Origin of the sequence: Streptomyces griseoviridis (assembly GCF_005222485.1) — a bacterium.
GTDB lineage: Bacteria > Actinomycetota > Actinomycetes > Streptomycetales > Streptomycetaceae > Streptomyces > Streptomyces hintoniae.
This window is the reverse complement of record NZ_CP029078.1, coordinates 8,270,594-8,295,815: the sequence shown is the minus strand read 5'-3', so window position 1 is coordinate 8,295,815 and position 25,222 is coordinate 8,270,594. Positions and strand designations below refer to the sequence as shown.

The following is a 25,222-nucleotide window of genomic DNA, read 5'->3' as shown; positions in this document are numbered from 1 at the left end:
GTGGCGCGGGACCGGTCAGGGGTCCCGCGGGCCTTGGGGTGCCGACGACAGGCCCTAGTGGCGGCGTCCCGAGGAGGAGTGGTGGCCGGTTCCGGTGCCGGTGTCGGCACTCGGGTCGGCGCCCGGGTCGGCGCCCGCGTCCATGCCGGCTCCGCTCTGGTCGTCGCCCGCCGACGCCGACGGGTCGACGGCTCCGGCGCCCGGGTCGCCGCCGATCTCGTCGCCGCCCTGCTCAGCGCCGCCCGCCTGGTCGCCCGCGCCGCCGCCCGCCTGGTCACCCGCGCCGAGAGTGGCGCCGGTGGCCGCGAGGGCGGTGGTGACCGGCTGGAAGAAGGTCTCGCCGCCCTGGGTGCAGTCGCCGCTGCCGCCGGAGGTCAGGCCGATCGCGCCGCCCTCCCGGGTGAACAGGGAGCCGCCGCTGTCGCCGGGTTCGGCGCAGACGTCGGTCTGGATCAGCCCGGTGACGGTGTCGACGCCCGAGGGGTCGGTCTCGCTCTGGAAGTTGACGGTGGCGTCGAGGCCGGTGACCGTGCCGTCGTTCAGGCCGGTCGTGCTGCCCATCCGGAAGACCTGGGTGCCGACCGTGGCTTCCTCGGCCTGGGTGATCTGGACGGTCTGGCCGTTGCCGACGTTGACCTCGCTGGGCGCCTCGGTGGCGGCGTCGTCGTACTTCACCAGGGAGAAGTCGCCCGCGCCGGGGAAGGTGGCCTGGTCGACGGTGGCGAGGGGCTGGCCGGTCTGGGAGTCGGACCACTGGGCCGCGGCGACCCCGCAGTGGCCCGCGGTCAGGAAGGCGGGGGTGCCGTCGCCCGCGGTGACATTGAAGCCGAGGGAGCAGCGGACACCGCCGGCCTCGGTCTGGGAGAAGATGGCGTCGCCGCCCGACACGAAGGTCTTGAAGGTGCCCGCGGACTTCTTCAGGGTCGCCTTGGCGGTGCCGAGTCCTTCGACCGTGGACTCCAGCCTGTTCCAGGCGGAGCCGGTGACCGTGCTGTCGGCGGTGACGATGATCTTGTTGGTCCTGGGGTCGACGGCCCAGGCGGTGCCGGGGATGGTGGCGTCGGCCTTCAGGGTCTGGGCGCCGGTCTTCAGGGCGGCGAGGCTGTTGGCGACCTCGCGGACCTTCGCGCCCGCCTTCTGGACCCGCGCGACCGCGTTGTCGTCGCCGTTCACGACGTTGACGACCAGTCGCTTGGCGCCGGAGTCGTAGTACGAACCGGCGAAGGTGTCGCCGAGCAGGCCCGGGAGCTGCGAGGCGAGGTCCGAGGCGTCCGTCGCCCTGAGGGTCTTGGGGGCGGCCGCGCCGGGGGAACCGCCGTCCTGGGACGCGTTCGCGTTCGGCAGCAGGATCGCGGCCGCGCCGAGCGCCACGACGCCGCCCGCCGCTATCGCGGCCTTGCGCTTCGGAATTCGCTTGTGACTCAAACTTCTCGACCTCCTGGGGGACCGGAGTCCGTGCTGTCGTGCGACAGCTGTTCGGGGCGCCTGGATGGCTGTTGGTACGCACGGGTCGCACGGCGCGTTCAATCGCGTTCGCCAACTCACGTACGGCGCGGGCGAATCGGCCACGCCCCGGAGCCGGGCGGCGGGCCAGGGGAGCAATCCCCCATATGGCGATGACGACCGCCGTGGCCGACCGGATCGCCTCGCCGGCCCCCTCCCCCGGCCCCCGGCCAGGGCGCCGTCCGCACGCGATGCCGTCGCGTCAGCGAACACCCTGGTGGGACCGGCTCCCGGGGGTGCCGGGCGGGCGCCGGGCGCGGACGCCCGCGACCGGCGCGCGAGGCGCCTGCCGGCGGTCGGGGCCCGGGAGGCCGCCGCGCGCCCGCCGGGGCGTCGGAACGAGCGGAGCGGGCGCTTCCGATGTCCGGATCCGGACGGTCGACGGCACCCCGCGCCCCCGGGACCCCCATTCCCCTCCGCCACCGGGCGGCGACGCTCCACGCCGATCGCGCGGCGAAGCGGCGGCTTCAGCGAATCCGCACAGCGCGCACCCGACGACGTCATGACGGTCCTGACTTCCACGGAGTCCGTCAACGACTCGCACCGGGGCGGCCGTTGGGTCCTCAGGAAGGAGTTCGACGACGGTTTCACCGGGGCCGCGCCGCGCCCGAGCCCGGCGCGGACTCCACCAGGGCCGACCGCGGACACGAGGTGCGGGGCGCGCCTCCTGCCCGGCCGCAGGACGCGACGGGCACTTCACGGACGGCGGCCCGCGCGACGCGACGGGCTCTTCGCGGACAGCCGTTCGCACGACCCGACAGGCACATCACGGACAGCCGTTCGCACGACGCGACGGGCAACTTCGCAGACGGCGGTCCGATCGTCGCCGCCGGCACCCGCCGGCGCCTCGGTACCCGCGCTCGGCCGCACCGGCGTCGGCATACCTCTGCTCAGCCGTCCGGTCCTCGTCGACATGCCTCTGGTCAGCCGTCCGGTCCTCGCCGACGCCCGAGGTGCCGAGCGCGCGCACCGGATCGGGGCGCCGACCGGCGGTCGAGACGCGACGGCTGTCGTTCGGATGCGCGGACGAGGGACCGCATCTCCTGGACGCCGTGTCCGCGGCCGGTGGTCGTCGCCCAGGACGGCCGGTTCGCACAGGAAGGTCCGCCCGCGCGGCCCCTCGCGGCCGGCCGCACGGACCGGTCCGCCGCCAGCCGGACCGGCGCCCCCTCCCCCCTTCCACTCCCGGCCGTGACCCACGAACTAGCGAAACGTTGCCGTTTCGCTACTTCGTGGGCTAGTCTCCATGTGTACGAAACGGTTTCGTTTACGGATTCTTTGCCTCAAGGTCCGAACGACTTTCCCTGGACGGTTCCCCATGCCCCACAAGTCCCTGGCCGAGGACGCCCTGCCGGGCGACCTGGCCGCGGCCGAACCCGCCGCGCCGGCCACCAACCGGTGGTGGATCCTCGCGGTCGTCGCCGTCGCGCAGCTGATGGTCGTCCTCGACGCCACCATCGTGAACATCGCCCTGCCCTCCGCCCAGGCCGACCTCGGCTTCTCCGACGGCAACCGGCAGTGGATCGTCACCGCCTACGCGCTGGCCTTCGCCTCGCTGCTGCTGCTCGGCGGCCGGATAGCCGACCTCTTCGGCCGCAAGACCGCCTTCCTCGTCGGCGTCGTCGGCTTCGCCGCCGTCTCCGCGCTGGGCGGCGCGGCCAACGGCTTCGGCATGCTCGTCACGGCCCGCGCCCTCCAGGGCGTGTTCGGCGCGCTGCTCGCGCCCGCCGCGCTCTCGATCCTCAACACCACCTTCACCGACGCCCGGGAGAAGGCCAGGGCGTTCAGCGTCTACGGCGCCATCGCCGGCGCGGGCGGCGCGGTGGGCCTGCTGCTCGGCGGCATCCTCACGGACGCGCTCGACTGGCGCTGGACCCTCTACGTGAACGTCGTCATCGCGATCGTCGCCTTCGCGGGCGGCTGGCTGCTGCTGTCCAACCACCGTGACGCGGGCAGCTCCAAGCTGGACGTGCCGGGCACGGTGCTCGTCGCGGGCGGTCTCTTCGGTGTGGTCTACGGCTTCTCCAACGCCGAGACCCACGACTGGGGTTCGCCGCTGACCTGGGGCTTCCTGATCGCCGGCGGGCTGCTGCTCGCGGCCTTCGGCTGGTGGCAGACCCGGGCCGCGCACCCGCTGCTGCCGCTGCGCATCCTGCTGGACCGCAACCGGGCCGCCTCGTTCCTGGCCGTGCTGATCTCCGGTTCGGGAATGTTCGGTGTGTTCCTCTTCCTGACCTACTACCTTCAGCTCAACCTCGGTTTCAGCCCGACCAAGACCGGTGTGGCGTTCCTTCCGATGGTCGGGGCGCTGATGGTGGCCGCGCAGGTGGGCACCACGGTCCTGGTGCCGCGCATCGGCCCGAAGGCCATCGTGCCGCTGGGCTTCGCGATCGCCGCGGTCGGGATGACCTGGCTGACCGGGATCGACGTCGGCTCGCACTACGCGAGCGCGGTGCTGCCGCAGCTGATCGTGATCGGCCTCGGTCTCGGCATGGTCATGCCGCCGGCGATGCAGCTGGCGACCGGCGGGGTGGCCGCCGAGGACGCGGGCGTCGCCTCCGCCACCGTCAACGCCATGCAGCAGGTGGGCGGTTCGATCGGTACGGCGCTGCTGAACACGCTCGCCGCCAGCGCCGCCACCGGCTACCTGGCGGGCAAGGACCCGCGGAACAAGCTGGTCCAGGCGCAGGCCACGATCGAGAGCTACACCACCGCGTTCGCCTGGTCCGCCGGACTCTTCGCGGCCGGCGCGGTGATCGCCTTCCTGTTGTTCCGCCGCGGAGTGCAGCGCCAGGACGCGGGCGCCGCCCCCGTCGTCCACATGTGATCGACCCGATCACATGTGATCACTCCGATGTGAGCCGCGCAGAGCCGAGGGGCCACCGTCCGCAGGGAGACGGTGGCCCCTTCTCACGGTCACGACTCGGACACGGTGAGGAGTCGACGCGCGTGGAACGGGGTAGCGAGCCCGTCATGCGTATCAGTGTGGTGGATGTGGGCTCGAAGACGGTGCGGCTGGTGGTGGCCGACGCCCAGGGCGGGGTGGCGTTGCCGGTGCACACGGCGAAGTGGCCGTTGCGGCTCTCGGAGCACCTGACCCCGGACGGCGCCATCGACGAACCGGCCGTCGAGCGGATCGTGGCCGCGGTGGCCGAGGCGAGACGGACCGCGTCCCGCTGGGGCGCCACCGATCCGCTCTCCTTCGCGACCACCGTGGTGCGCGGCGCGACCAACCGCCGGGAGGTGCTCGAGGCCGTCCGCCGCGGGGCGGGCGTCGACCTGTGCACGATGCCCGGCGAGGTGGAGGCCGAGCTGACCTTCCTCGCGGCCCGGCGCTGGATGGGCTGGCGGTCCGGGCCGCTGGCGATGCTGGACATCGGCGGCGGCTCACTCGAAGTCGCCTTCGGCCGGGGCAGGCTGCCGGACTTCGTGGCCTCGCTGCCGCTGGGCGCGGGCCGGCTGACCGAGGAGTTCTTCACGACCGACGACCCGCCGGGCCCCGAGGTGGTGCGGGAGCTGCGCCGCCGGGTCCGCCACCAGTTGCGGGACGCCGCGGCCCGGATCCGCTGGGAGGGACCGCGGACGGCGGTGGCGACGTCGAGGACCTTCCAGCAGTTGGGCCGGCTCTGCGGGGCGCCGCCCGGACGGCACGGTCCGTTCGTGGAGCGTGAGCTGCGCCGCCCTGATCTGCGGGCCGGGATGGAACGGCTGGCCGGACTGCCCGCCGCCGAGCGGGCCGGGCTCCCCGGGATCTCCGCGCCGCGCTCCGTGCAGAGCCTGGCCGGCGCGGTCGTCGCGCACACGGCGATGAAGCTGACCGGCCTCAAGGCGGTGACGATCTGCCCCTGGGCGATCCGCGAGGGGATTCTGCTGCGGCACATAGAGGACGGACCCGACTGGTGGGGCGAGATCTGCGCCCGCAGCGAGCCGGTGCCGCCGCCCAGGACCGCGGAACCGAGGACGACCGGGCAGGAGAAGAAGCCGGGCAAGCGGTCGGCGAGGGACTCCGACGCGGGGCGGGACGGCGGTAGCGGGGCGAAGGCCGGTCGGTCGGTCGAGAAACTCGGGAAGAAGCCGGGCAGGGCGGTGGGCAAGGGCCTGCCGGTCACCGCGGGCACCGGATGAGACGTCTTTAAGCAACCGCTCGGAAAGTCAAGCCGCCCCAGCGCAATTCACCAGGTTGAGTGAACCAGATCTTGTCTGCGGCGCGTCGGGGGTGGCCGACGTCGGCACGGGGTAACTACCGGGATCAAATGCGCCCCTGCCGAGGTGGAGCGGCCATGCCCCCTGATCAGGACGAGCCGGTACCCGTACCACCCGCGCCGAACGCGCACGCCCGCACCCGGGCGGTCGGCGCGTTCACCGTCGTCGAGGTCACCGGCGAGATCGATCTCGCGACCGCGGAGCTGGTCGCCGAGCACCTCACCGCCGCGACCCGCGCACCGGCCCCCGACGTCCTGGTGGACCTGCGGCAGGTGGCGTTCCTCGACTGCTCGTGCCTGCGGGTCCTGTGCCGGGCCGAGACCCGGGCCAGGGAGCACGGCGGGCGGCTGCGCCTGGTCTCGGACGCCCCGCGGGTGCGCCGACTGCTGGTCGGCGCCGGGCTGCTGCGGCGCTTCCCGCCGCTCCCCGGGATTCCCGGGGAGCGGCGGGGGTGATGCCAGGGGTGGCGGGCGGCCCCACACCGCCCGCCACCCCGGCGCGAGATCGCCGGGCCCCGCGCAGGGCGCGCACTCCCCAGCTGCGGGCCACTCCGGTTGCGCGCGGGGGCCGTGCGATCCCGGTCTCAGAAGGCGAAGAGGCTGCGCCCGTACGAGCCCTTCATGCACTCGTTGGAGAAGGTGCGCTCGTAGGCGACGCGCTTGCCCTGCCAGACGCCGTTGACGGTGACGACGACCGGGTCGTACGCCTTGGTGCACAGGGCGCCCGACCTGGCCGTCAGGGCGTTGAGGTCGCCGCCGGCCGCGCGCAGTTCGGCGCATGCCTCGGCGGCCGACGGGTGGGTGCCCGACGCGGTCGGGGCGCAGGTCAGGGTGACGGCGCGCTGCGGGGTGACGAGAGCGGCGCTCTCGCCGTGGCCGAGGGTCATCACCAGGTCCGAGGGGGCGTAGAGCGAGGCGGGCGTGGGGAGCGGGGTGGCGAGGGCGGCCCCGGCCAGGGGGCCGAGGACAGAGGCGGCCGTGAGGGTGAGGGCCGCTGCCCAGCGCGCGGTGTTCCGCATCGTGTGCATCCTTCCGCTGAGTTTCGAGGGTGTGCCGGAGCCGACTCGGTCGGTGCCGGACCAGCGAGCGTGAGTCTGCCGAGTCCTGCGCGGAATCTCATCTCGACCCCACGCGTTTCAGTAACCTTGTGTATTGAATCAGTGGCGCGAAGTCACGGAATTCGAACGTCCGAAGCCAGGAACTGAGCGGATCTGGATCATCCGGAACGGCCGTTTGGCCGGTTCTGAGCGCTTGTTTAATAGTCTTGAAACATTCCGGCCGGTGTCCTCCCGCGCGCGCCGGTCCGGACCTACGGTGGCCGATTCCTCCAGGTCAGGGGCCGAAAATGGAGGAGACGTCGGCGGGTCGGAGGGCTCGCGCGCGCCCTGCCGTCGGCTGGTCCCCCGAGGAGGACGTCCGCGGCGCCGCACACCCCGCGGCCGGACGGCCCCGCCCGCACGGCCCCCGCGCGCCGGTCACGCCGGTCACGGGAGCCGGCGTCCCGGCCACCGGCACCCCGGTCGCCTGAGCGGCCCGGGACGGCGGGGGTGCCGCTCTCCCCGCCGTCCCGGGCCGCCCCCGCCCGCCCGTATCGTCGGCGTGCAGCGCGTTCTCAGCGACGAGGGGCGGACCTGACCATGGCTCAGCACTGGGCGGACTTCCAGTACGAGATCTACCTCAACGGCATGACGGGGGCCGTCCCCAGACTGCCCACCGATCTGACCCGCCTGGAGGAGCTGACGGCGCGACGGCTCGGTCCGGGGCCGGTCGGCTATGTGGCGGGCAGCGCGGGCGACGGCAGCACCGCGCGGGCCAACCGGGCCGCCCTCGAACGCCGTCGGATCGTGCCGCGCATGCTGCGGGACGTCCATGAGCGCGATCTGTCGGTCGAGGTGCTGGGCCGTGAACTGCCCGCCCCGCTGGCCCTGGCTCCCGTCGGAGTGCTGTCGATCATGCACCCGGACGCGGAGCCCGCCGCCGCTCGGGCCGCCGCCGCGCAGGGCGTGCCGTTCGTCCTCTCGTCGGCGTCCAGCACCCCGATGGAGGACGTCGCGCGGGCCATGGGCGACGCGGAACGCTGGTTCCAGCTGTACTGGTCCAAGGACCGCGAGGTGACCCGGAGCTTCCTCGGCCGGGCCCGGACCGCCGGGTTCACCGCCCTGTTCGTCACCCTGGACACGCCGCTGCTCGCCTGGCGCCCGCGCGACCTCGACCAGGCGTACCTGCCGTTCCTGCACGGCGTGGGCACCGCCAACTACTTCACCGACCCGGCCTTCACGGCGGGCCTCGCCAGACCGGTGCACGAGGACCCGAACGCGGCCGTGCTGCACTTCGTGAACCTGTTCGCCGACCCCGCGAAGACCTGGCCCGACCTGGCGTTCCTGCGGGAGAACTGGAGCGGCCCGATCGTCCTCAAGGGCGTCCTGCACCCCGACGACGCCCGGCTCGCCGCCGACGCCGGGATGGACGGCGTGGTCGTCTCCAACCACGGTGGCCGCCAGATCGCCGGTTCGGTGGCGGCGGCCGACGCGCTGCCCCGGGTCGCGGAGGCGGTCGGCGACCGGCTGACCGTCCTGTTCGACAGCGGGGTGCGCACCGGCGACGACGTGTTCAAGGCGCTCGCGCTCGGCGCGCGCGCCGTGCTCCTCGGCCGGCCCTACGCCTACGGCCTCGGCCTCGACGGACAGGCGGGCGTCGAGCATGTGATCCGCTGTCTGCTCGCCGAGTTCGACCTCACCCTCGCGCTGTCCGGCCACGCCGCTCCCGGCTCGGTCGGCGCCGGCGATCTGATCGAGGAGTCCGCGTGAGCGCCCCGAGGAACGTCCTCGCCGTCATCCCGCCGCACATCGGCGGCCGGGCCGCCGGGGCGGGACTCGCCGCGCTGTTCCCCGCCGGGACGCGGGTCACCGTCGTGGAGAGCGCGGACGAGGACCCGGCGGCGCTGCGCTCGGCGCACGCCCTCGTCACCGCGCTGGCGCCGGTGACGGCCGGTCACCTCGCGGCCGCCGTCGATCTGGAGCTGGTGCAGTGCGCGAGCCACGGCTTCGACTACGTCGACCTGGCGGCGGCCCGGGAACGCGGGGTGCGGGTGTGCACCATCGCCTCCAGCGGCGCCGAGGGGCAGAACGTGGCCGAGCAGACCTTCGCGCTGATGCTGGCGCTGGCCAAGCGGCTGATCCCGGCCCACACCGCGCTCGTCGAGGCGGACTGGGCGCAGCCGCGCCTTCAGGGCTCGCTCACCGAGCTGTCCTGCAAGACCCTCGGCATCGTCGGACTCGGCCACATCGGGCAGCAGGTCGCGCGCCGCGCCGTCGCCTTCGACATGACGGTCGTGTACGCGGGCAGGCACCGGGTGCCCGCCGAGACGGAGGAGCGCCTCGGCGGCGCCCGCCGTCTCCCGCTCGACGAACTGCTGCGGGTCAGCGACTACGTCACCCTGCACACTCCGCTGACCGACGAGACCCGGCATCTGCTGGACGCGCGGCGGCTCGGGCTGCTGAAACCGACCGCGTTCGTCGTCAACACCGCCCGGGGCGCGCTGATCGACCAGGACGCCCTGGCGGACGCGTTGCAGCAGGGCGCGCTGGCCGGGGCAGGGCTCGACGTCTTCGACCCCGAGCCGCCGACCTCGCAGCTGCGGCTGCTGAAGGCGCCGAACGTGGTCCTCACCCCGCACACCGCGGGCGTCACCCGGGAGACCCTGGTGCGGATCGCGCTGGCGGCGGTGCGGAACGTGTCGGAGTTCCTCACCGGGGGCGAGCCGAGGGACCTGGTCGGCTGACGACGTCGGCGCCCGCCCCGGACCCCGGCTCCGCCGTCACCGTGAGGGAGCCGGGGTCCGCTCGCCCGGCCGGGACGGCGGACCAGCGCTGGGCGGCGGAGCCGTCCCTGACCGTGACGACGACGGCGGCGCCCGCGTCCCCCGTGACCGGGGCGAGGGCGAGGCGTTCGTCCCAGCGGGGCAGCAACTCGCCCCGCACGGTGAGGTCGTAGCGCACGTCGTCGGCGCGTGCGTCCTTCGCCGCCGCACAGCCGCCGAGCACGACGACACCGGCGTCGAGATGCGCGTCGAGGCAGAGGCCGGGCTCGGCCTCGCTGCGCAGCAGGCCGTCGTTCTCGTACGTCCACCGCTGGGTGGGCGCGGTGGAGCAGGGCGCGAGCCCGGTGCCGGCGCCGCGCTCCGGGGTGCCCTTGATGTCGAGGCAGAGGCCGGCGGCCTCGTTGCGCAGCCGCGACCGGTCGGGGGTGGCGGGCAGGCGCGCGGTGCCGGGCGCGGAGCGCGCGCCGCCGGCCGGTGCCGTGCCGGTGCCGGTGGAGGCGGCGGGGTCGGCATCGCCGTCGTGCGACCACATCCCGGCGGCCACCAGGGTCACCACCAGCCCCGCCGAGACGAGACCCGCCCCGGCCAGCAGGGCGCGCGGAGCGCGGGTCGCGCGCGGCCGACGGGGGCCTGACGGCGGCGCGAGGCGCGGCAGCACCCGGCGCCTGGACCCGGCGTGCCGCGAGGAGGGGCGGCGGGCGAAGGGGAGGGCCGGGGGCGGCACGGGGGTGCGAGGCGGGCGGGACTCCAGATAGCCGCGGGCGCCCCAGCCGAGCACCGACTCCGCCAGCAGCACGCCCAACCCGGCCTCGAAGTGGGCGAGTTGCTCGGCGGCGAAGCGGCAGTGCCGGCAGCCCGCGAGGTGCTGGTGGACATCGGGGAGCAGGGCGCCGCCCCGGCGGATCGGGATGTCCAGGAGCCGGTTGTGGAACCGGCAGTCCTGGGTCGGCGCGAGTTCCCGGTGGGCGCGCAGGCACCCCTCGCGGAACATCTCCCGCGCCTGGTCGAGGGCGGCGGTCGCGGTCGCGGTGTCCATGCCGAGCAGGGCGGCGGGGACGTCGACCGGATCGGCCTCGACCTCGGTGTGCCAGAGCAGGCAGCGGGCGGCGCCGGGCAGCCCCTGGAAGGAGCGTTCGGCGAGTCTGCGGTGTTCGCCGGTCGGGGAGGACAGGGCGCGGGTGCCGCCGCCGTCGAGGGGGCCGCGCAGGCCGGGCAGGACGTCACGGATCCCGTCGGCGGCGGACCAGACCCGGACGGTGTCCCGGACGGCGACCAGCAGCCGGGGGCGCAGCGCGGTCGCGGGTTCGCCCAGCGCCAGCCGGTCGAGGACCTGGTGGAAGGCGGCCGAGGTGACCAGGGCGGCGGTGTCGGCCGGGGACGCGGTGCCGGTCGGGGGCGCGGTGCCGGTCGGGGCGGTGAGGCAGAGGGTCGCGTACTGGTGGCAGCGTCGCCAGTGACGTGCCGTCAGGAGTGCGATGGCGGGGGCCGTTTCGGGGCCTGGGCGGCCGCGCAGCCGGGCGGCGAGGTCCTCGTCGCGGGCACCCGGGGCGGCGCCGGCCGGCGGGTACGGAGGGCGAGGGGGGGCGGGGGGTGGGCACGGAGCGGATTCCTTCCCGGACGCAGGGGACCCACAGGGTTCGGTCCGCCGGGGAGGGCGAGTGCGTACCTTCCGAGCGGCGGTACACGGACGGCAGCCTCGCACAGCACGCTCCCGGCCAACAAGGCACTCGGACCACCTCCGTACCGGACGGCGCGCGCCGGGTCCGGCGGCGACCGCCTGACCTGGGGCGCCCTCGGTGGCGTCCGCACCCCGTGTGAACGCGGCGCCCAAGCACGGGAGTTGCGCACGCTGCCGGTCCGGGCGCCAAAATGGTGCACTGGGAGCCGGCCCTTCCTCGGGGGCCCGCGCGGGACGCGGCTCTCCCGCGCCGCACCGGGCCGCCGGCCGTGCTCTCCCCCCGCCCTCGGCCGGCGGCCCCGGGCGCGGACTCCCTTCTCCGGAGCGGGAGTTCAGATCTGCCAGGAGCGCAGTCGGTCGGCCGCGCCGAAGACGTCGGTCCTGCCGGAGATCAGGTCGCGGACGAGGTCGACGAGGGCGCCGTAGGGCGGGTCCATGCCGACGTCGCTGACGAACATGTAGGCCACCGCGGTGGCGCAGGCGAAGCGGGCGTTGGCGGCGGGCAGCGGTTTGAGCAGCGCCAGGGTGTGCAGCAGCGCGGCGGCCCGCCAGGCCGGGTCGGAGTCCACGCCGAGGCGTGGCGGGTCGACCCGGTGCCGGGCGACGGCGGCGACCAGCGCGGAGAAGTCGTTGATGGTGGGCTGGTCGGGCAGCACCTCTTCGTGGCGCTGCAACAGCCAGGGGACGTCGATGTGGATGACCGGTAGGGGTGCCATCGGTCAGGCGGCCCGCCCCTCGTTCCCGCCGTGGGGTTCGTCGTCGGGGAAGGCGGCGGCGAACTCGTCGGCGTGCGAGGCGAAGAACCGGCGGAAGGCCTCGGCGCCCTCCTGGAGGGCGCGGTGCCTGGCTATGTCGGCGGCGGCCGCCTCCCGCACGAGCGCCTTCATCGACGTACCGCGTTCCTTGGCGATCTGCCGGAGGTCCTCTAGCTCGCGGTCGCTGAACTCCACATTCAGAGCTGGCATGCACTCACGGTACCTCTGAGGTACTTACTCGTAAATAGTGCCTGCTCACACCGCCTGCCCGACGGTACCGGGCGGGTGGTGCGAGCGGTGCGGTCCGGTGTCTCAGTGCTCCCAGGCGGCGGCGCCGCGCAGCAGATGGTGGTCGGACATGCCCGGTGTGCAGGCGGCGGCGTCGCCGCGCACGGTGGTGAACCAGTAGGCGCTCAGGAAGATGTAGTCGATCTTGCCTCGGCCGTCGGCGCGCGGTGAGCAGACCGGTTCGGCGGTCTCCTCGCCGCTGCGGCAGCGGTCGCCCGACTGCGGGCAGTCGACCCCCGTGAAGTGGGACTTGTCGTTCTCGTCGACCTCCTGGAAGATTCCGGTGCCGCCGCCGTGGTCGTAGAGCGGGTCGAGGCGGGTGTCCTTGGGGAACAGGTTGAAGTCCCCCGCCAGCACGACCGGTCCTTCGAGCGCGTACCCGCGGGTGACCGCGGCGACCTGGGCGACCTGGGCCTGGGGGTTCGCGCCCCGGTAGTCGATGTGGGTGTCGCAGGCACGGACGGTCCGCCCCCGTACGCCGGTCCTGGCGCAGAGCAGGATCCGCTGCTCGCCGCCGGAGGGCTGCGTCAGGAAGGTGACGGCGCGGGAGCTCTGGTCGATGGTGCCCGCCGGGCCCTTGCTGAAGATGGCCAGGCCGTAGCGGGTGTCGGCGCCCCACTTGGCGCAGCCCGCGCTCTCGGGGAGCGCCGCGCCCCACACCGAGTCGTAGGCGGGGCCGCCCGAGGTGCGGCCGGCCAGGGTGTCGCGCAGCAGGGTCCACTGGCCGTAGCACATCTCCTGGAGCATCAGGAGGTCCGCGTCCCAGGAGTCCATCGCGTGGATCATGGTGTCGCGCCAGGCCGTCCGGGAGCCCTGGTAGATGGCGCAGACCCCGCCGCAGACGTTGTAGGTGAGGAACCGGGGCCGCGGCCAGTTCTGCGCGTCGGGCTGGTCGGCCCGCGCCGATCCGGCGCCGAGGAGCAGGCCGAGACAGAGGAACAGGGACAGGAGGTATCTGCTCGCTGTGCGCACTTCGTGTTCCCTTCGTGCCGCTAGGGGCGGCTGGAGGTGTGCGTGAACTCCCTGATGAGCCGGGCGAGTCGGGTCGGCTGGTCCAGTGGGACGAGGGTGTGGCTGTCCGGGATCTCGGCCAGCCGCGCGTTGGGAAGGAGGGCGGCGAGACGCCGGCCGTGGGCGGGGGGCATGACGCGGTCCTCGCTCGCCCACACGACGAGGGCGGGGCGGGTGAAGCGGGGCAGGCGTTCGGCCGCGGCCAGCAGGACACCGCGGTCGGCCGCGACGGCGCGCAGCACCCGGACGGTGTCCCGGCAGATGTCGGTCCTGGTCGTGACCGGCTCGATCCAGCCGGCGGTGACGGCGTCGCCGCGCCGGGTCAGCCGGCCGAAGGCGATCGGCAGCCGGCGCAGCGCGCGTACCCGCATCTGCCGCATGAACAGGCCGAACAGCCGGGGCGTGAGCTTCCCGGCGAGGACGAGGGTCTTGCCGGTGAGGCCGGGCGGCACGTTGTCGAAGGCGTCGCAGGAGACCAGGACGGCCCGCCCGACGCGGGGCGTGCCGTCGGCCATGAGGAGTTGGACGAGGGCGCCGCCGGTGTCGCTGCCGACGAGGGTCACGTCCTGGAGGTCGAGCCGGTCGAGGAGTTCGGCGACGAGTCGCGCCACCGCGGTCAGGGACAGGTCGGCGTCGGGGCGCATCGCGTGCCGGTGCGCGCCGAGCGGCAGGGTGGGCACCACGCACCGGTGGTCGGTGGCGAGGTCGGCGCCGACGGCGTCCCAGAGCGAGGCGTCCATCAGGAGTCCGTGCAGCAGCACCGTGGTGGGGCCGTCCGTGCCGCGGTCGTGGTAGGCGATGGTTCCCGAGGACAGTTCGATCTCCCGCACGGTGTTCTCCCTCGTGTCGGTCGGTGCGACGAAGCGGCTGCGGCCGGCGTTCCGCGGGCCGCGCCGGCGTACGGCGTCCTGAGCGGGCGCCCGGCTGGCGCGGGCGGGTTCAGGCGGGGGCCGCCGGCGTGAACGCGGCGGCGTTCTCCGTGGCCCAGGTGGCGAAGGTGCGCGCGGGGCGGCCCAGGAGGCGTGCCACGGTGTCGGTGGTCGGCCCCGGGGTGTGCGCGTGGTCGGCGAGCGAGCCGAGGAGGCGGTCGGGGACGTCCTCGGGGAGGCCCTGGGCGAGCATGGCCCGGCGCACCTGGTCGGGGGCGGTCTCCTGGAAGGTCAGGTTCCGGCCGGTGGCGGCGCCGATGAGGCGGACCTTGTCGCGCTGGTCGAGCGAGTGCGGGCCGGTGAGGAGAGGGGCGTGCGCGGCGTGCCGGGGATCGAGCAGGGCCAGGATCGCCGCGTCCGCGATGTCGTGCTCGTGGATCGGCGAGGTGGCCGCACCGCCGTACGCGCCGCGCACCGTGCCGGTCGCCCGGATCTGCGGGGCCCAGGCCAGGGCGTTGCCCGCGAAGTCGGCGCAGCGCAGGAAGGTCCACGACAGTCCCGAGCGGCGCACGGCGTCCTCGACGGACTTGAACGCGTCGGCGAACCGGCGGTGTCCCGCCGGGTGCGACACGGTCGCGGAGGAGAGGACGACCACCCGCCGGGCGCCGCGGTCAGCGGCGAGCGACAGCAGCCGGTCGGTGGCGCCGCCGACGGCGCGCGGGCTGAGCAGGACCGCCTCGCCGCCCTCCGGCCAGGCGGCGAGTCCGGCGGGGTCGGACGGGTCCCCCGTGATCACTTGTGCTCCGTCCGGCAGGCCGGGGTCGGGGCGGCGGGTGACCGCCGCCACCTCCCGGCCGGCGCCGAGCAGCAGGCGCACCACTTCGCGTCCCACGGTTCCGGTCGCTCCGGTCACCACGAACATGATCCAGCCCCTCACGTCCGGCATGTGCTTCGGATGCCATAATGTACGAGAACCATAGCACATTGCTTTGAGAGGCGTACATTATGGATTCCGAAGGACCTGGGGCCGTGGCTCGCCGCAGACGCCGAGCCACGGTCGAGGTGGGGCAGGGGCTGCGCGCGCTGAGCGCCGAACTGACGCTGCTCAACCGGAGGGTCGGCGCGCGGCTCGGGCTCAGGGACATCGACCTGGACTGCCTCGACCTGATCAACGCCCACGGCCCGCTGGCCCCGACCGCCCTGGCCCAGCGCGCCGGACTGCACGCCGCCACCACCACCGGGATCCTCGACCGCCTCGAACGCGCAGGCTGGATCTCCCGGGAGCGCGACCCGGCCGACCGGCGCGCGTACCTGATCCACGCCCTGCGCGACCGCAACGCCGAACTGCTCGCCCTCTTCGCCGGGATGAACTCGTCGGTGGAGCGGATCTGCGCCGACTACGACGAGGACCAGCTCGCCCTGCTCGCGGACTTCCTGCGCCGCACCGCCGAGGCCGGGCGGGAGGCCGCCGGGGAGCTGACCGGCCCTCAGCGGGACCGCCCCGCACCCGACTCCCCCCGGGGCCAGTGAGACGTAGGTCACATTTCGGTCCGTCACCGTCACATTCCGCGGCCCTCGCGGAGTCACCACGGTGACCCGCCACCGCGGAGGACCGCGCGCGGCGGACGCCCGGAGACCTGGTCGCCGAGTACGGGGGTGCCGACGACCAGGCTCCGGGGCGCCGGTTCCGCCCGGTGGAGGGCGGGGCGCGGGGTCGGTCAGCCCTGGTCCGCCACGAAGGACGCCATCCGGGCCAGGGCCGCGTTCCAGTTGATCGCGGTCTCGTTGGTCGCCCAGGACTGGATGTCGTCGATGTAGCAGAACTGGCCCACGCAGCCCTGGAGTCTGGCCTGCGCGTAGGGGTCCTGGATACCGGAGTTCGGGCCGCCCGCCACGGTTCCCGGCGGCGGCGCGGGCAGGCTCGGGTCCAGCTCGTGGGCGTACCAGCGGCTGTGCTGGTTGTGCGCGGCGGCCTCGCCGTAGCCGGTGACATAGGACATGTTCAGGGCGTTGCGGCCGAGCAGGTAGTCCATGCTCTGCACCGCGCCGTCACGGTACTTGGCGGCGCCGGTGAGGTCGTAGGCGGTGGCGAGGACGACGGCGTTGTTGAGCACCTGGGCGTTGGAGCCCCAGTCGTAGAGGTTGCCGGGCGGCGCGTACGGCATGCCGTACGGCTGGGCGTCGAGGGTGGCGAGGTAGCGGTCGGCGCCCTTGACGACGGAGCGGCGCACGGCGTCGCGTCCCGGCAACGCGTTCGGCACGGTGGCGAGGTCGAGGCGGCCTGCCGTGGCGGTGCGGCCCCAGTCGAAGCCGAGGCCGCCGAAGAGGTCGGCGGTGTGCAGCGGCGAGTGGCGCACGTGGTCGGCGAACTGCCGTTCCCCGGTGGTGAGATACAGCTCCGCCGCCGCCCAGTAGAACTCGTCGGTGGCGTCGCCGTCGGCGTAGGTGCCGCCGCCGACACCGTCGCTCTCGGAGGCGTACAGCTCCGGGTGGGCGAGGGCCGCGGTCCACGCCTTGCGGGCGGCCGTCAGCGCACGGGCGGCGAACGCCTTGTCGTAGGGGCGGTAGAGGCGGGCCGCCTGGGCGGCGGTCGCGGCGAGGTTCAGGGTGGCCTGGGTGGACGGCGGGTGCAGCTCCCGCCGTTGGGGGTCGTCGGCGGGCAGCAGGGGCAGGCCGGTCCACTGCTCGTCGTGGATCTTGTGGTGGGCCATCCCCGCGAGCGGCTGCCCGTCGGGCACCTGCATCTTCAGCAGGAACTCCAGTTCCCAGCGGGCCTCGTCGAGGATGTCGGGGACCTTGTTGCCGCTCTCCGGGAGGTCGAGCGTGCCGTCGCCGAGCCGGCCGGGGTGACCGGTGCGGGCCAGCAGCGAACGCTCGTAGGTGCTGAGCAGCTCCCAGGTGGTGATGCCGCCGTTGACGACGTACTTGCCGTGGTCGCCCGCGTCGTACCAGCCGCCCGTCACGTCCAACGTGTAGTTGCAGACGCCGGGTTGGCAGGGGACGTCGCTGTCGCCCTTGTTGGGCGCGGCGTCGAGGTGGCCCGCCGCGCGGCCGTAGCCGGGGCGCAGGTCGTCGCGGATCGCGATGCCGCTGCGCTGCATGTAGTAGTACTTCAGGGAGTCGAGGCGCAGACGCTCGTAGGCGGCGGCGCCGATGTCGAACGGGCGGCTGGTCTCGCCGTCGGCGACCAGGGTGAGGCCCTGGCCCCGCCCCCGGTAGCCGCCGAAGTCGATGGAGTGGACGTTCTGGCCCGAGGAGACGTCGGTGCCGCGCGGCCGGGTCCAGCCGTGCGCGACCGTGGTTCCGGCGGCGTCGCGCAGCCGCCAGGGCACCCGGGTGGTGGCGTCGGTGACGAGCGTGGCGTTCTTCGGCCCCGAGGGCAGGTAGGCGACCTGGTTGACCCGCACCCGCGGCCCGGTGTCGGGCTCGTACACCTCGGGCGGGACACCGCCGAGGAGCGACACGTCGTCCACGCAGAGCCGCCAGGGGTCGGCGCTGCCGCCCGCCTGGAAGGCGACCTGCCCCTGGGTGGTGTCGACGGGCGCGGTGAACGTGTACGAGTAGACGTCACCGGAGACGCTGAGCTGCGGGCTCACCTCGAACCAGGTGTCGTAGGGCGCCGCCGACAGTCCCACGATCGCCCGCACCACATGCCCCTCGGGCGTGCCGTTCGCGCGGAAGGAGAAGCGGTAGGACTCCCCCGCGACCAGGGTGAGGTCGTTCTGGCCGACGGACGCGTCCCAACGGTTGGCGGTGCCGCCGGGGACCTGGGCGCAGAGCTGCCCGTCGGAGAGTCCCGCGGTGACGTTCGGGGACGACCACCAGGGCTCGGTGGTGGTGTCGAAGGTGCCGTTCTTCAGCTGCTCGACCTCGTCGGCGAGGGCGGGTGCGGCCGGCAGGGCGGTGAGCACGGCGCCGAGCAGGGCCGTCAGGGTGAGCAGGGCGGTTCTGCGTCGTTTCACGTCTGGGCTCCTCGTGCGGGAGGTGCGGGGGACGCTCGCGCGGCTCACACGGGCCGTGGGAGCGCTCCCAGATGCGGACGCAAGCCATGCTTGTTCGGCGCATGACACTCCGTCAACGGTCAGGACGGGACGGGATTTCCCGCCCTGACCGGTCGACGGGCATCCACGCGCGTCGACGACCGGCGCCGCCCTCCGGCAGCCACCGCTCGCCGAACCGCCGCCGCACGGCGACCCATCGACGGCCACCGTTCACCGGCACCCGCCGACAGCAACCGCCGTCAGCCACCGCTCGCCGCACCCGCCGCCGCACGGCCCCCCGTGGACAGCCACCGCCGGCCGCCGTTCCTCGGCACCCGCCGACGACAACCGCCGTCAGCCGCCGCGCGCCGAACCGCCGCCGCACGGCCCCCTGTGGAAGGCCACCGCCGACCGCCGTTCACCGGCACCCGCCGACAGCAACCGCCGTCAGCCGCCGCGCGCCGAAACGCCGCCGCACGGCCCCCGTGGACAGCCACCGCCGGCCGCCGTTCCTCGGCCTGCGTCGACCGCCACCGCCCGCCCCGGTTCCTCGGCACCCGCCGACCGGCACCCGTCCGCCGGTCGGCCTGGCAGCCGCCGACCGGCTCGTTCGACGGGGCCCCGTCGACGGGCTCGGTCGACGGTGCTCATCGACCGGGCTCAGCCCGCCGGTGCCTCCAGACGGCTGACGCGGATCGCGCCCGCGGTCTCCCCCGGGCGCGCGCTGGTCAGGGTGAGCCGCAGCCCGCTGCCGCGCACCGCGTCGAAGGTGACGACCGTCGGGGCGTCGGAGGCGGTGGCCCAGTCGACGCGCGCCCCGGTGACCGGTACCCGGCGGGCGCCGTCGAGGACCTCGACCCGCACGGCGGACGGCAGGCTGTGGGTGGCGTCGACGGTGAAGGAGACCTCGACCTGGTCGAAGGTGCGCACCCGTCCGAAGTCGACGCCGACCCAGTCCTCGGGCCGTGCCCCGCTGAAGGCGGGCAGCAGCGCGGTGGCCGACTTGGCGAAGCCGTTGGACCAGCCGGTGGCCGGGTCGCCGTCGAGCATCGCGGCGGGCAGCGTGTCGGGGCGCCCGGAGTAACTGGCGTCCGCGTGCGGGAGTTCGGGCACCGCGGGCGGTTCGGGCGCGAAGGCCGGGGCCCGGGTGGTGGCCGGTGAAGCGGCCCGGGTGGTGCGGGCGGTGACCGTGCCGGTGCGCAGCCCGTCCGCGCGGGCGGTCACCGTGAGGGTCCCCGGCCGCGCACCGGAGCGGACGATCGCGAGCGCCTTGCCGTGGAAGGCGGTCCTGGTGGTCGCCTGGTAGCGCTCGGCGCTCTCCTGGCGCCCGTTGTCGAGCCCGGCGAGCGAGCCGCCGCGCACCCCGAAGGTGATCAGGTCCTCGGCGTCGGGCAGGACCACGCCCCGGGCGTCGACGACCTCGGCGGTCACGAACACCAGCGAACGCCCGTCCGCCGGCAGGGAGGTGCGGTCGGCGGTGAGGCGGACGGCGTGCGCGGCGCCCGCGGTGCGCAGCACATCGGTGGCGACCACCCGGCCGCCCCTGCGCGCCACCGCCTTCAACTCGCCGGGCCTGAAAGGGACTTTCCAGGTCAGGTGCAGCTTGCCCGCGCTGCCGTTCGGGCTGGTGTAACTGCCGGGCCAGGGGCCGGTGGTGACGGTCTTGTCGTCGCCGGTGGCCTCGGTGGTCTCCAGGTAGGCGCGGCCGTCGGTGGTCCGCTTGGTGTCGAACGTGCGGGTGCCGAGGGACGTTCCGTCGAGGAACAGCTCCACGGTGTCAGCCGTCGAGTAGGCCCAGACCTCGACCGTGTCACCGTGCGCGTGGTTCCAGCTCATCGGCACCAGATGGACCATCGGCTCGTCGACCCACTGGCTGCGGAAGAGGTGGTACATGTCCTTCGGGAATCCGGCCGTGTCGACGGCGCCGAAGAAGGACGCCTTGACCGGGAAGACGTTGTACGGGGTGGGCTCGCCGATGTAGTCGATGCCCGACCAGAGGAACTGCCCGGCGAACCACTTGCGGTCGCGGTCCTTCTTGTGGCCGTACTCGCCGCTCATCGTCCAGGAGGCGAGGTTGTTGTCGTAGGAGGAGGTGGCCCGCCTGCCCGGCGTGTGGTTCTCGCCGGTGTTGAGGTGTTCGGGCTCCTGGTAGGCGCCCCGGGACGAGGTCTCCGACGACGACTCGGACTCGAAGAGGAACAGGTGCGGGTAGGCGGCGTGCAGGGCGTCGACCGACCTGGCGGTGTTGTAGTTGAGGCCCAGGCCGTCGAGCCGGCCGAGCATCAGATCGGCCGCCGACCCCTTCGCGGGCACGCCCCGGTACTTGTCCGAGCCGATGACCAGCGGGCGGGTGTCGTCGGCGGCGCGGATCGCGCCGATGATCCGGTCGGCCATCGCGAGCCCCGCGGTCGAGGTGGAGTCGGGGATCTCGTTGCCGATCGACCAGAGCACCACCGCGGGCGAGTTGCGGGCCGCGAGGACCATCTCGGTGGCGTCCCGCTCGCACCACTCGTCGAAGAAGCGCCCGTAGTCGTAGCGCGTCTTGCCGGTGCGCCAGCAGTCGAACGCCTCCACCATCATGACGATGCCCAGCTCCTCGCAGACGTCGATCATCTCCGGGGAGGGCGGGTTGTGCGAGGTGCGGAAGGCGTTGACGCCCATCGACTTCATGATCGTCATCTGGCGCAGGACGGCGTCCCTGCTGATCGCCGCGCCGAGGGCGCCCTGGTCGTGGTGGAGGTCGACGCCCTTGATCTTGGTGTGGACGCCGTTGAGGTGGAATCCCTCGTCGGGGTCGAAGGCGCAGGTGCGGACGCCGAAGACCGTGCGGTAGGTGTCGACGGTCCTGCCGCCCACCCGCAGTTCGGTCTCCAGGGTGTAGCGGTACGGGTTGCCGAAGTCCCACAACGTCGGCTTCCCGAAGGCGAGTTCGTGGGTCTCCTCGACGCGGTCCGCGACCTCGGCGGTGCTCGTCGCGCGGGCCACCGTCCGGCCGCCCCGGTCCTTGACCGCCGACCTGATCTCGACCCGCCGCGCGCCGCCCGACGCGTTGGCCACCGCGGTCCGCACCCGCACCACGGCCCGCTCGGGACCTGCCTCGGGAGTCGTGACGAAGGTGCCCCAACGCTCCACGTGCACCGGGTCGGTGATGACCAGGCGGGCCTCGCGGTAGATGCCGCTGCCCGAGTACCAGCGGCTGCTGGGCAGTTGGTTCCGCACCTTGACGGCGATCACGTTCTCGGTGCGGCCGTCGGTGTGCAGCGCGTCGGTGATGTCGAAGGCGAAACCCGTGTAGCCGTAGGGGTGGTGGCCGACCTCGCGGCCGTTGCAGTAGACGTAGGAGTCCATGTACACGCCGTCGAACTCCACCGAGATCCGGCGGCCGGTGGCGCCGGGCGGCAGCGTGAAGGCGAGCCGGTACCAGCCGAGGCCGCCGGGCAGGAAGCCGGTCCCGCTGGTGGTGCCGTGCTCGGTGGTCGGGGTCTGCTCGATGCTCCAGTCGTGTGGCACCGCGACCTCGCGCCACGCCGAGTCGTCGTAGTCGGGGTCGGCGGCGCGCGCGTAGGCGCCGGTCGGATCGGCGAGGCCGCCCGGGTCGACCAGCGCGAACCGCCAGCCGTCACGCAGCGCGACCGTGCGCCGGCCGCCGGCTCCCCCGGCGGCCGGGTCCGCCTCGGCGGCGCCGGCCCGAGCGGTGCCGAGGAGCGCTCCGGCCGCCGGGGCGGCGGCGGAGGCGAGCAGGACCGATCTGCGCGTGACCGTCATGGCGGCTCTCCCTCATCAGGACCCAGAAGTAATCACAACTGATCGTGAACAAACAGATTCTCGCGGGGGGCCGCACCGGGCCGTCAAGGGTGCGTGCCGTGTCTTCCGTCCCGGGCGTCACAACGGCCGGTTCGGTGCCCTTGCCCGGGGTTCCGCGCCCCCTGTGGTTCGGGTCCACGGACGGGCCTGACGCACTAGGCTGGAACGCAAGTGACGCGGTTGCTCACTGTGAGTATGCGCGATGGAGTGGCGACGATGAGCCCGGAGTACCCGTTCGACGAAGCCGCGACGGCACGGGCCGTCGTCGACGACTCGGGCGTGCTCGTCGAGTGGAACGCGGGCGCGGAACGCCTGCTCGGCTGGCCGGGCGCCGAGGTCGTCGGCAGACCGGCGGCCAGGCTGCTGGTGGCGGATGCCGCCCCGCGGCCGCCCGACGGCATCCGCTGGCACGGAACAGTGACCCTGCGTCACCGCGACGGTCGGCACGTCCGGCTCTGGCTGGTCGCCCACCACCGTCGGCCGTTCGAGGACCGCCCCGGCCGCTGGCTGGTCTTCAGCCCGCTCGACAACGGCACCCCCCGCGCCCCCGAGGACGATCCGCTGGCCACCGCCGCCCTGATCCAGTCGCCGTGCGCGGTCGCCGTCTACGACGACCGGCTGCGGCTGCGCCGCGTCAACGCGGCGATGGCCGACGTCATAGGGCTGCCCGAGGAGCACATCCGGGGGATGCGGATCGCCGAGATCGGCGGCCGGCCGCAGAGCGAGGAGCTGGAGCGGCGGATGCTCCAGGTGCTCACCACCGGGCAGCCCGCCGACGTGCAGACGTACCTGCGCACCGGCGGCGAGGAGCGGGCGCACGCCTGGCTGGCCCGGATGGCGCCGGTCACCGACCCCGAGGGCCGGGTGCGGGGCGTCTGCCTCGCCGCCCACGACGTCACCGACAACTTCCTCGCCAGGGAGCGGCTCCAGATCGTCAACGAGGCGAGCGTCCGCATCGGCACCACCCTCGACGTCACCCGAACGGCGCAGGAGCTGGCGGACGTCTTCGTGCCCGCGCTCGCCGACTTCGTCAGCGTCGATCTGCTGGACCCGCAGGAGCACGGCGAACCGCCCGCACCGCTGACCGCTCCGGTGCGGCTGCGCCGGTCGGCGCACCGGTCGGTGAACCCCAGCGCGCCCGAGGCCGTGATCGAGCCGGGCCGCCACGAGACCTACCCCGAGGGGTCACCGCAGACCGACTCGCTGATCGCCGGGCACACGATCGTCGCCGCGCTCTCCGGCACCGAGATCGAGGCGTGGCTTGCGACCGACGCGGTCCGCAGCGACCGGGTCCGCGAGTTCGCCATCCACTCCACGATGTCCGTGCCGATCCAGGCGCGCGGGCTGACCCTCGGGGTGGCCGTGCTGCGCAGGTTCCGCCGCCCCGACCCGTTCACCCCGGACGACGTGCTCCTCGCCGAGGAGGTCACGGCGCGCGCCGCCGTCTGCATCGACAACGCCCGCCGCTACTCCCGGGAGCGGGAGACCGCGCTCGCCCTCCAGCGCAGCCTGCTGCCCCGCCATCTGCCGCGCACCGCCGCCGTGGACGCCGCCTCCCGGTATCTGCCGGCGGCGCGGGCCGGGGTGGGCGGCGACTGGTTCGACGTGATCCCGCTGTCCGGGATGCGGGTCGCGCTGGTCGTCGGCGACGTCGTCGGCCAGGGCGTGCAGGCGTCCGCGACCATGGGCAGGCTGCGCACCGCCGTGCGCACCCTCGCCGACATCGACCTCGCACCCGACGAACTCCTCACCCACCTGGACGACCTGGTGGTGAGGCTCTCCACCGAGGCGGGCGGTGACGGCAGTCCCGGCGAGGTCGGCGCGACCTGTCTGTACGCGGTGTACGACCCGGTGTCGCGGCGCTGCACGCTGGCCAGGGCCGGCCATCCGCCGCCGGTGGTGGTGGAGCCCGGCGGCGCGGCCCACCAGGTCACGCTGCCGAACGGCCCGCCGCTCGGGGTCGGCGGGCTGCCGTTCGAGTCCGCCGAGCTGGAGCTGCCAGAGGGCAGCGTCCTCGCCTTCTACACGGACGGCCTGACCGAGAGCAAGGAACGGGACACGGAGGCGGGGCGGCGGCTGCTGCTGGCCGCGTTGTCGACATACACCGAAAGCACGACAAGCACGGCAGGCACGGCAGGCACGGCAGGCACGGCGAGCGCCGAAAGCACCGCGGGCGCCGCGAGCACCGCCCCCACGGACAGCTCCGCGACGACCGCGGCGGCCGACGGCACCGCGACCGTCGCTCCCGCCGACCACGACGCCTCCCTGGACGAGACCTGCGACCGGGTGCTGCACGCGCTGCTGCCGGTCGGCGGGGTCGCGGACGACGTGGCGCTGCTGCTGGCCCGCACCCGGGGGCTGCCCGCCTCCCAGGTGACGACCTGGCACATCCCGCCTGACCCGGCGCTGGTCGCCCCGATCCGCAAACAGGTCGTCGAGCAGCTGGAGACCTGGGGGCTCCAGGAGGCGGCGTTCACGGCGGAGCTGGTGGTGAGCGAGCTGGTCACCAACGCGATCAGATACGGCGCCCACCCGATCAGACTGCGGCTGATCCACGACGACGTGACGCTGATCTGCGAGGTGTCCGACACCAGCCACACGGCCCCGCACCTGCGCCGCGCCAAGTCCTGGGACGAGGGCGGCCGGGGGCTGCTGCTGGTCGCCCAGCTCACCCAGCGCTGGGGCAGCAGACACACCTCGGAGGGCAAGACGATCTGGGCGGAGATCGACCTGCTGGCCGACGTCTAGGCAGTGTCCGCGAGCCAGGGCCTGACCTGTCTGCGGGCCTCGTGCAGGCGGGACTTGAGGGTGCCGAGCGGGACGCCCGCGCGTTCGGCGGCCTCGGCGTAGTCCAGTTCGCAGATGTCCCGGTACACCAACGGGCCCACCAGGTGCGGGCGTTCGCGTTCCAGTCGGTCGAGGGCCTCCAGCAGATCGAGCCGTGATCCGGCGATGACACTGGTGGTGCGCGGGTCGGCGCGCTGGTCGAGGTCGGCGGGCGCGGGCTGTTCGGCGGCCCGGCGGCGCAGCTCGCGGTACTTCTGCCGGGAGCAGTTCGCGACCACCGTGTAGAGCCAGGTGCTGAAGCGGCTGCGGCCCTCGAAGGTGCCGATCCTGCGGGCGACCTGGAGCAGGACGTCCTGGGCGGCCTCCTCCGCGTCCTCCCGGCAGGGCAGGAACCGGCCGCAGCGCCGCAGGACCTCGGGCCCGATCTCGCGCAGCAGCAGCTCCAGGGCCCGCGCGTCCCCGGCGGCGGCGCTGCGGGCGAGGTCCTCGGTGGGTGCCGGGTCGGGCACGGGGTGCTCCCTTCCA

At 74.0% G+C, this 25,222-nt stretch carries 17 protein-coding genes and 1 pseudogene; 7 read left to right on the top strand and 11 right to left on the bottom strand.

Features of this window, described 5'->3' with window-relative positions; genetic code table 11:
• Positions 1-54 precede the first annotated feature (54 nt).
• A complete protein-coding gene (locus tag DDJ31_RS35825) occupies positions 55-1,425 on the bottom strand; it encodes a S1 family peptidase (protein ID WP_171480947.1) in 1,371 nt (456 codons plus the stop codon).
• Between the two features lie 1,396 nt (positions 1,426-2,821).
• Between DDJ31_RS35825 and DDJ31_RS35820 the strand changes: the two genes are divergently transcribed.
• From DDJ31_RS35820 to DDJ31_RS35810, 3 genes and pseudogenes are all read left to right on the top strand, one after another.
• Entirely contained in the window at positions 2,822-4,330 is a 1,509-nt protein-coding gene (locus DDJ31_RS35820; RefSeq protein WP_127176261.1) for an MFS transporter, read from the top strand.
• A 146-nt stretch (positions 4,331-4,476) separates the two neighbouring features.
• Positions 4,477-5,445 (top strand): annotated as a pseudogene (locus DDJ31_RS35815) (Ppx/GppA phosphatase family protein); the annotation flags it as partial.
• 338 nt (positions 5,446-5,783) lie between these two features.
• The gene (locus DDJ31_RS35810; RefSeq protein ID WP_127176262.1) at positions 5,784-6,161 is read left to right on the top strand and encodes an STAS domain-containing protein; all 378 of its coding nucleotides are present in this window, start codon (positions 5,784-5,786) and stop codon (positions 6,159-6,161) included.
• A gap of 128 nt (positions 6,162-6,289) precedes the next feature.
• Here the strand turns inward: DDJ31_RS35810 and DDJ31_RS35805 are convergent, their stop codons facing one another.
• Complete coding sequence (locus tag DDJ31_RS35805; RefSeq protein WP_127176263.1) at positions 6,290-6,724, bottom strand: protease inhibitor; 435 nt, start codon at positions 6,722-6,724, stop codon at positions 6,290-6,292.
• Between the two features lie 618 nt (positions 6,725-7,342).
• On the opposite strand from DDJ31_RS35805, the gene DDJ31_RS35800 reads away from it, so the two are divergent.
• Both DDJ31_RS35800 and DDJ31_RS35795 read left to right on the top strand, forming a co-directional pair.
• Complete coding sequence (locus DDJ31_RS35800; RefSeq protein ID WP_127176264.1) at positions 7,343-8,512, top strand: lactate 2-monooxygenase; 1,170 nt, start codon at positions 7,343-7,345, stop codon at positions 8,510-8,512.
• Positions 8,509-9,486: a 2-hydroxyacid dehydrogenase gene (locus DDJ31_RS35795; protein ID WP_127176265.1), complete on the top strand. Its 978-nt coding sequence runs from the start codon at positions 8,509-8,511 to the stop codon at positions 9,484-9,486. The genes DDJ31_RS35800 and DDJ31_RS35795 overlap by 4 nt, the downstream gene beginning before the upstream one ends.
• Here the strand turns inward: DDJ31_RS35795 and DDJ31_RS35790 are convergent.
• The 6 genes from DDJ31_RS35790 to DDJ31_RS35765 form a co-directional block, all read right to left on the bottom strand.
• A complete protein-coding gene (locus DDJ31_RS35790) occupies positions 9,452-11,227 on the bottom strand; it encodes an RICIN domain-containing protein (protein WP_127176266.1) in 1,776 nt (591 codons plus the stop codon). The two genes, DDJ31_RS35795 and DDJ31_RS35790, sit on opposite strands and share 35 nt — an antisense overlap.
• Positions 11,228-11,535: 308 nt before the next feature.
• Positions 11,536-11,919 carry a toxin Doc gene (locus DDJ31_RS35785; RefSeq protein WP_127176267.1) on the bottom strand — a complete coding sequence of 128 codons (384 nt, stop codon included), beginning with the start codon at positions 11,917-11,919 and terminating at the stop codon, positions 11,536-11,538.
• A gap of 3 nt (positions 11,920-11,922) precedes the next feature.
• A complete protein-coding gene (locus DDJ31_RS35780) occupies positions 11,923-12,168 on the bottom strand; it encodes a hypothetical protein (protein WP_093836028.1) in 246 nt (81 codons plus the stop codon).
• Positions 12,169-12,270: 102 nt separating this feature from the next.
• On the bottom strand, positions 12,271-13,218 hold the full coding sequence (locus tag DDJ31_RS35775; RefSeq protein ID WP_127176268.1) for an endonuclease/exonuclease/phosphatase family protein: 948 nt from the start codon (positions 13,216-13,218) through the stop codon (positions 12,271-12,273).
• A gap of 20 nt (positions 13,219-13,238) precedes the next feature.
• On the bottom strand, positions 13,239-14,087 hold the full coding sequence (locus tag DDJ31_RS35770; protein ID WP_127176269.1) for an alpha/beta fold hydrolase: 849 nt from the start codon (positions 14,085-14,087) through the stop codon (positions 13,239-13,241).
• 109 nt (positions 14,088-14,196) lie between these two features.
• Positions 14,197-15,072, bottom strand: a complete 876-nt coding sequence (locus DDJ31_RS35765; RefSeq protein WP_240677960.1) for an NAD(P)H-binding protein — start codon at positions 15,070-15,072, stop codon at positions 14,197-14,199.
• A gap of 83 nt (positions 15,073-15,155) precedes the next feature.
• On the opposite strand from DDJ31_RS35765, the gene DDJ31_RS35760 reads away from it, so the two are divergent.
• Entirely contained in the window at positions 15,156-15,656 is a 501-nt protein-coding gene (locus tag DDJ31_RS35760) for a MarR family winged helix-turn-helix transcriptional regulator (protein ID WP_240677961.1), read from the top strand.
• 188 nt (positions 15,657-15,844) lie between these two features.
• Here the strand turns inward: DDJ31_RS35760 and DDJ31_RS35755 are convergent, their stop codons facing one another.
• Positions 15,845-18,088, bottom strand: a complete 2,244-nt coding sequence (locus DDJ31_RS35755; RefSeq protein WP_127176272.1) for a glycoside hydrolase family 9 protein — start codon at positions 18,086-18,088, stop codon at positions 15,845-15,847.
• A gap of 678 nt (positions 18,089-18,766) precedes the next feature.
• Positions 18,767-21,871, bottom strand: coding sequence for a glycoside hydrolase family 2 TIM barrel-domain containing protein (locus tag DDJ31_RS35750; RefSeq protein ID WP_127176273.1), 3,105 nt, complete (start codon positions 21,869-21,871; stop codon positions 18,767-18,769).
• 255 nt (positions 21,872-22,126) lie between these two features.
• Here DDJ31_RS35750 and DDJ31_RS35745 point away from each other — a divergent pair, with 255 nt between their 5' ends.
• Entirely contained in the window at positions 22,127-24,658 is a 2,532-nt protein-coding gene (locus DDJ31_RS35745) for a SpoIIE family protein phosphatase (protein ID WP_127176274.1), read from the top strand.
• Here DDJ31_RS35745 and DDJ31_RS35740 read toward each other — a convergent pair.
• Entirely contained in the window at positions 24,655-25,206 is a 552-nt protein-coding gene (locus DDJ31_RS35740; protein ID WP_127176275.1) for an RNA polymerase sigma factor, read from the bottom strand. The genes DDJ31_RS35745 and DDJ31_RS35740 overlap by 4 nt on opposite strands.
• Between the last annotated feature and the right edge of the window lie 16 nt (positions 25,207-25,222).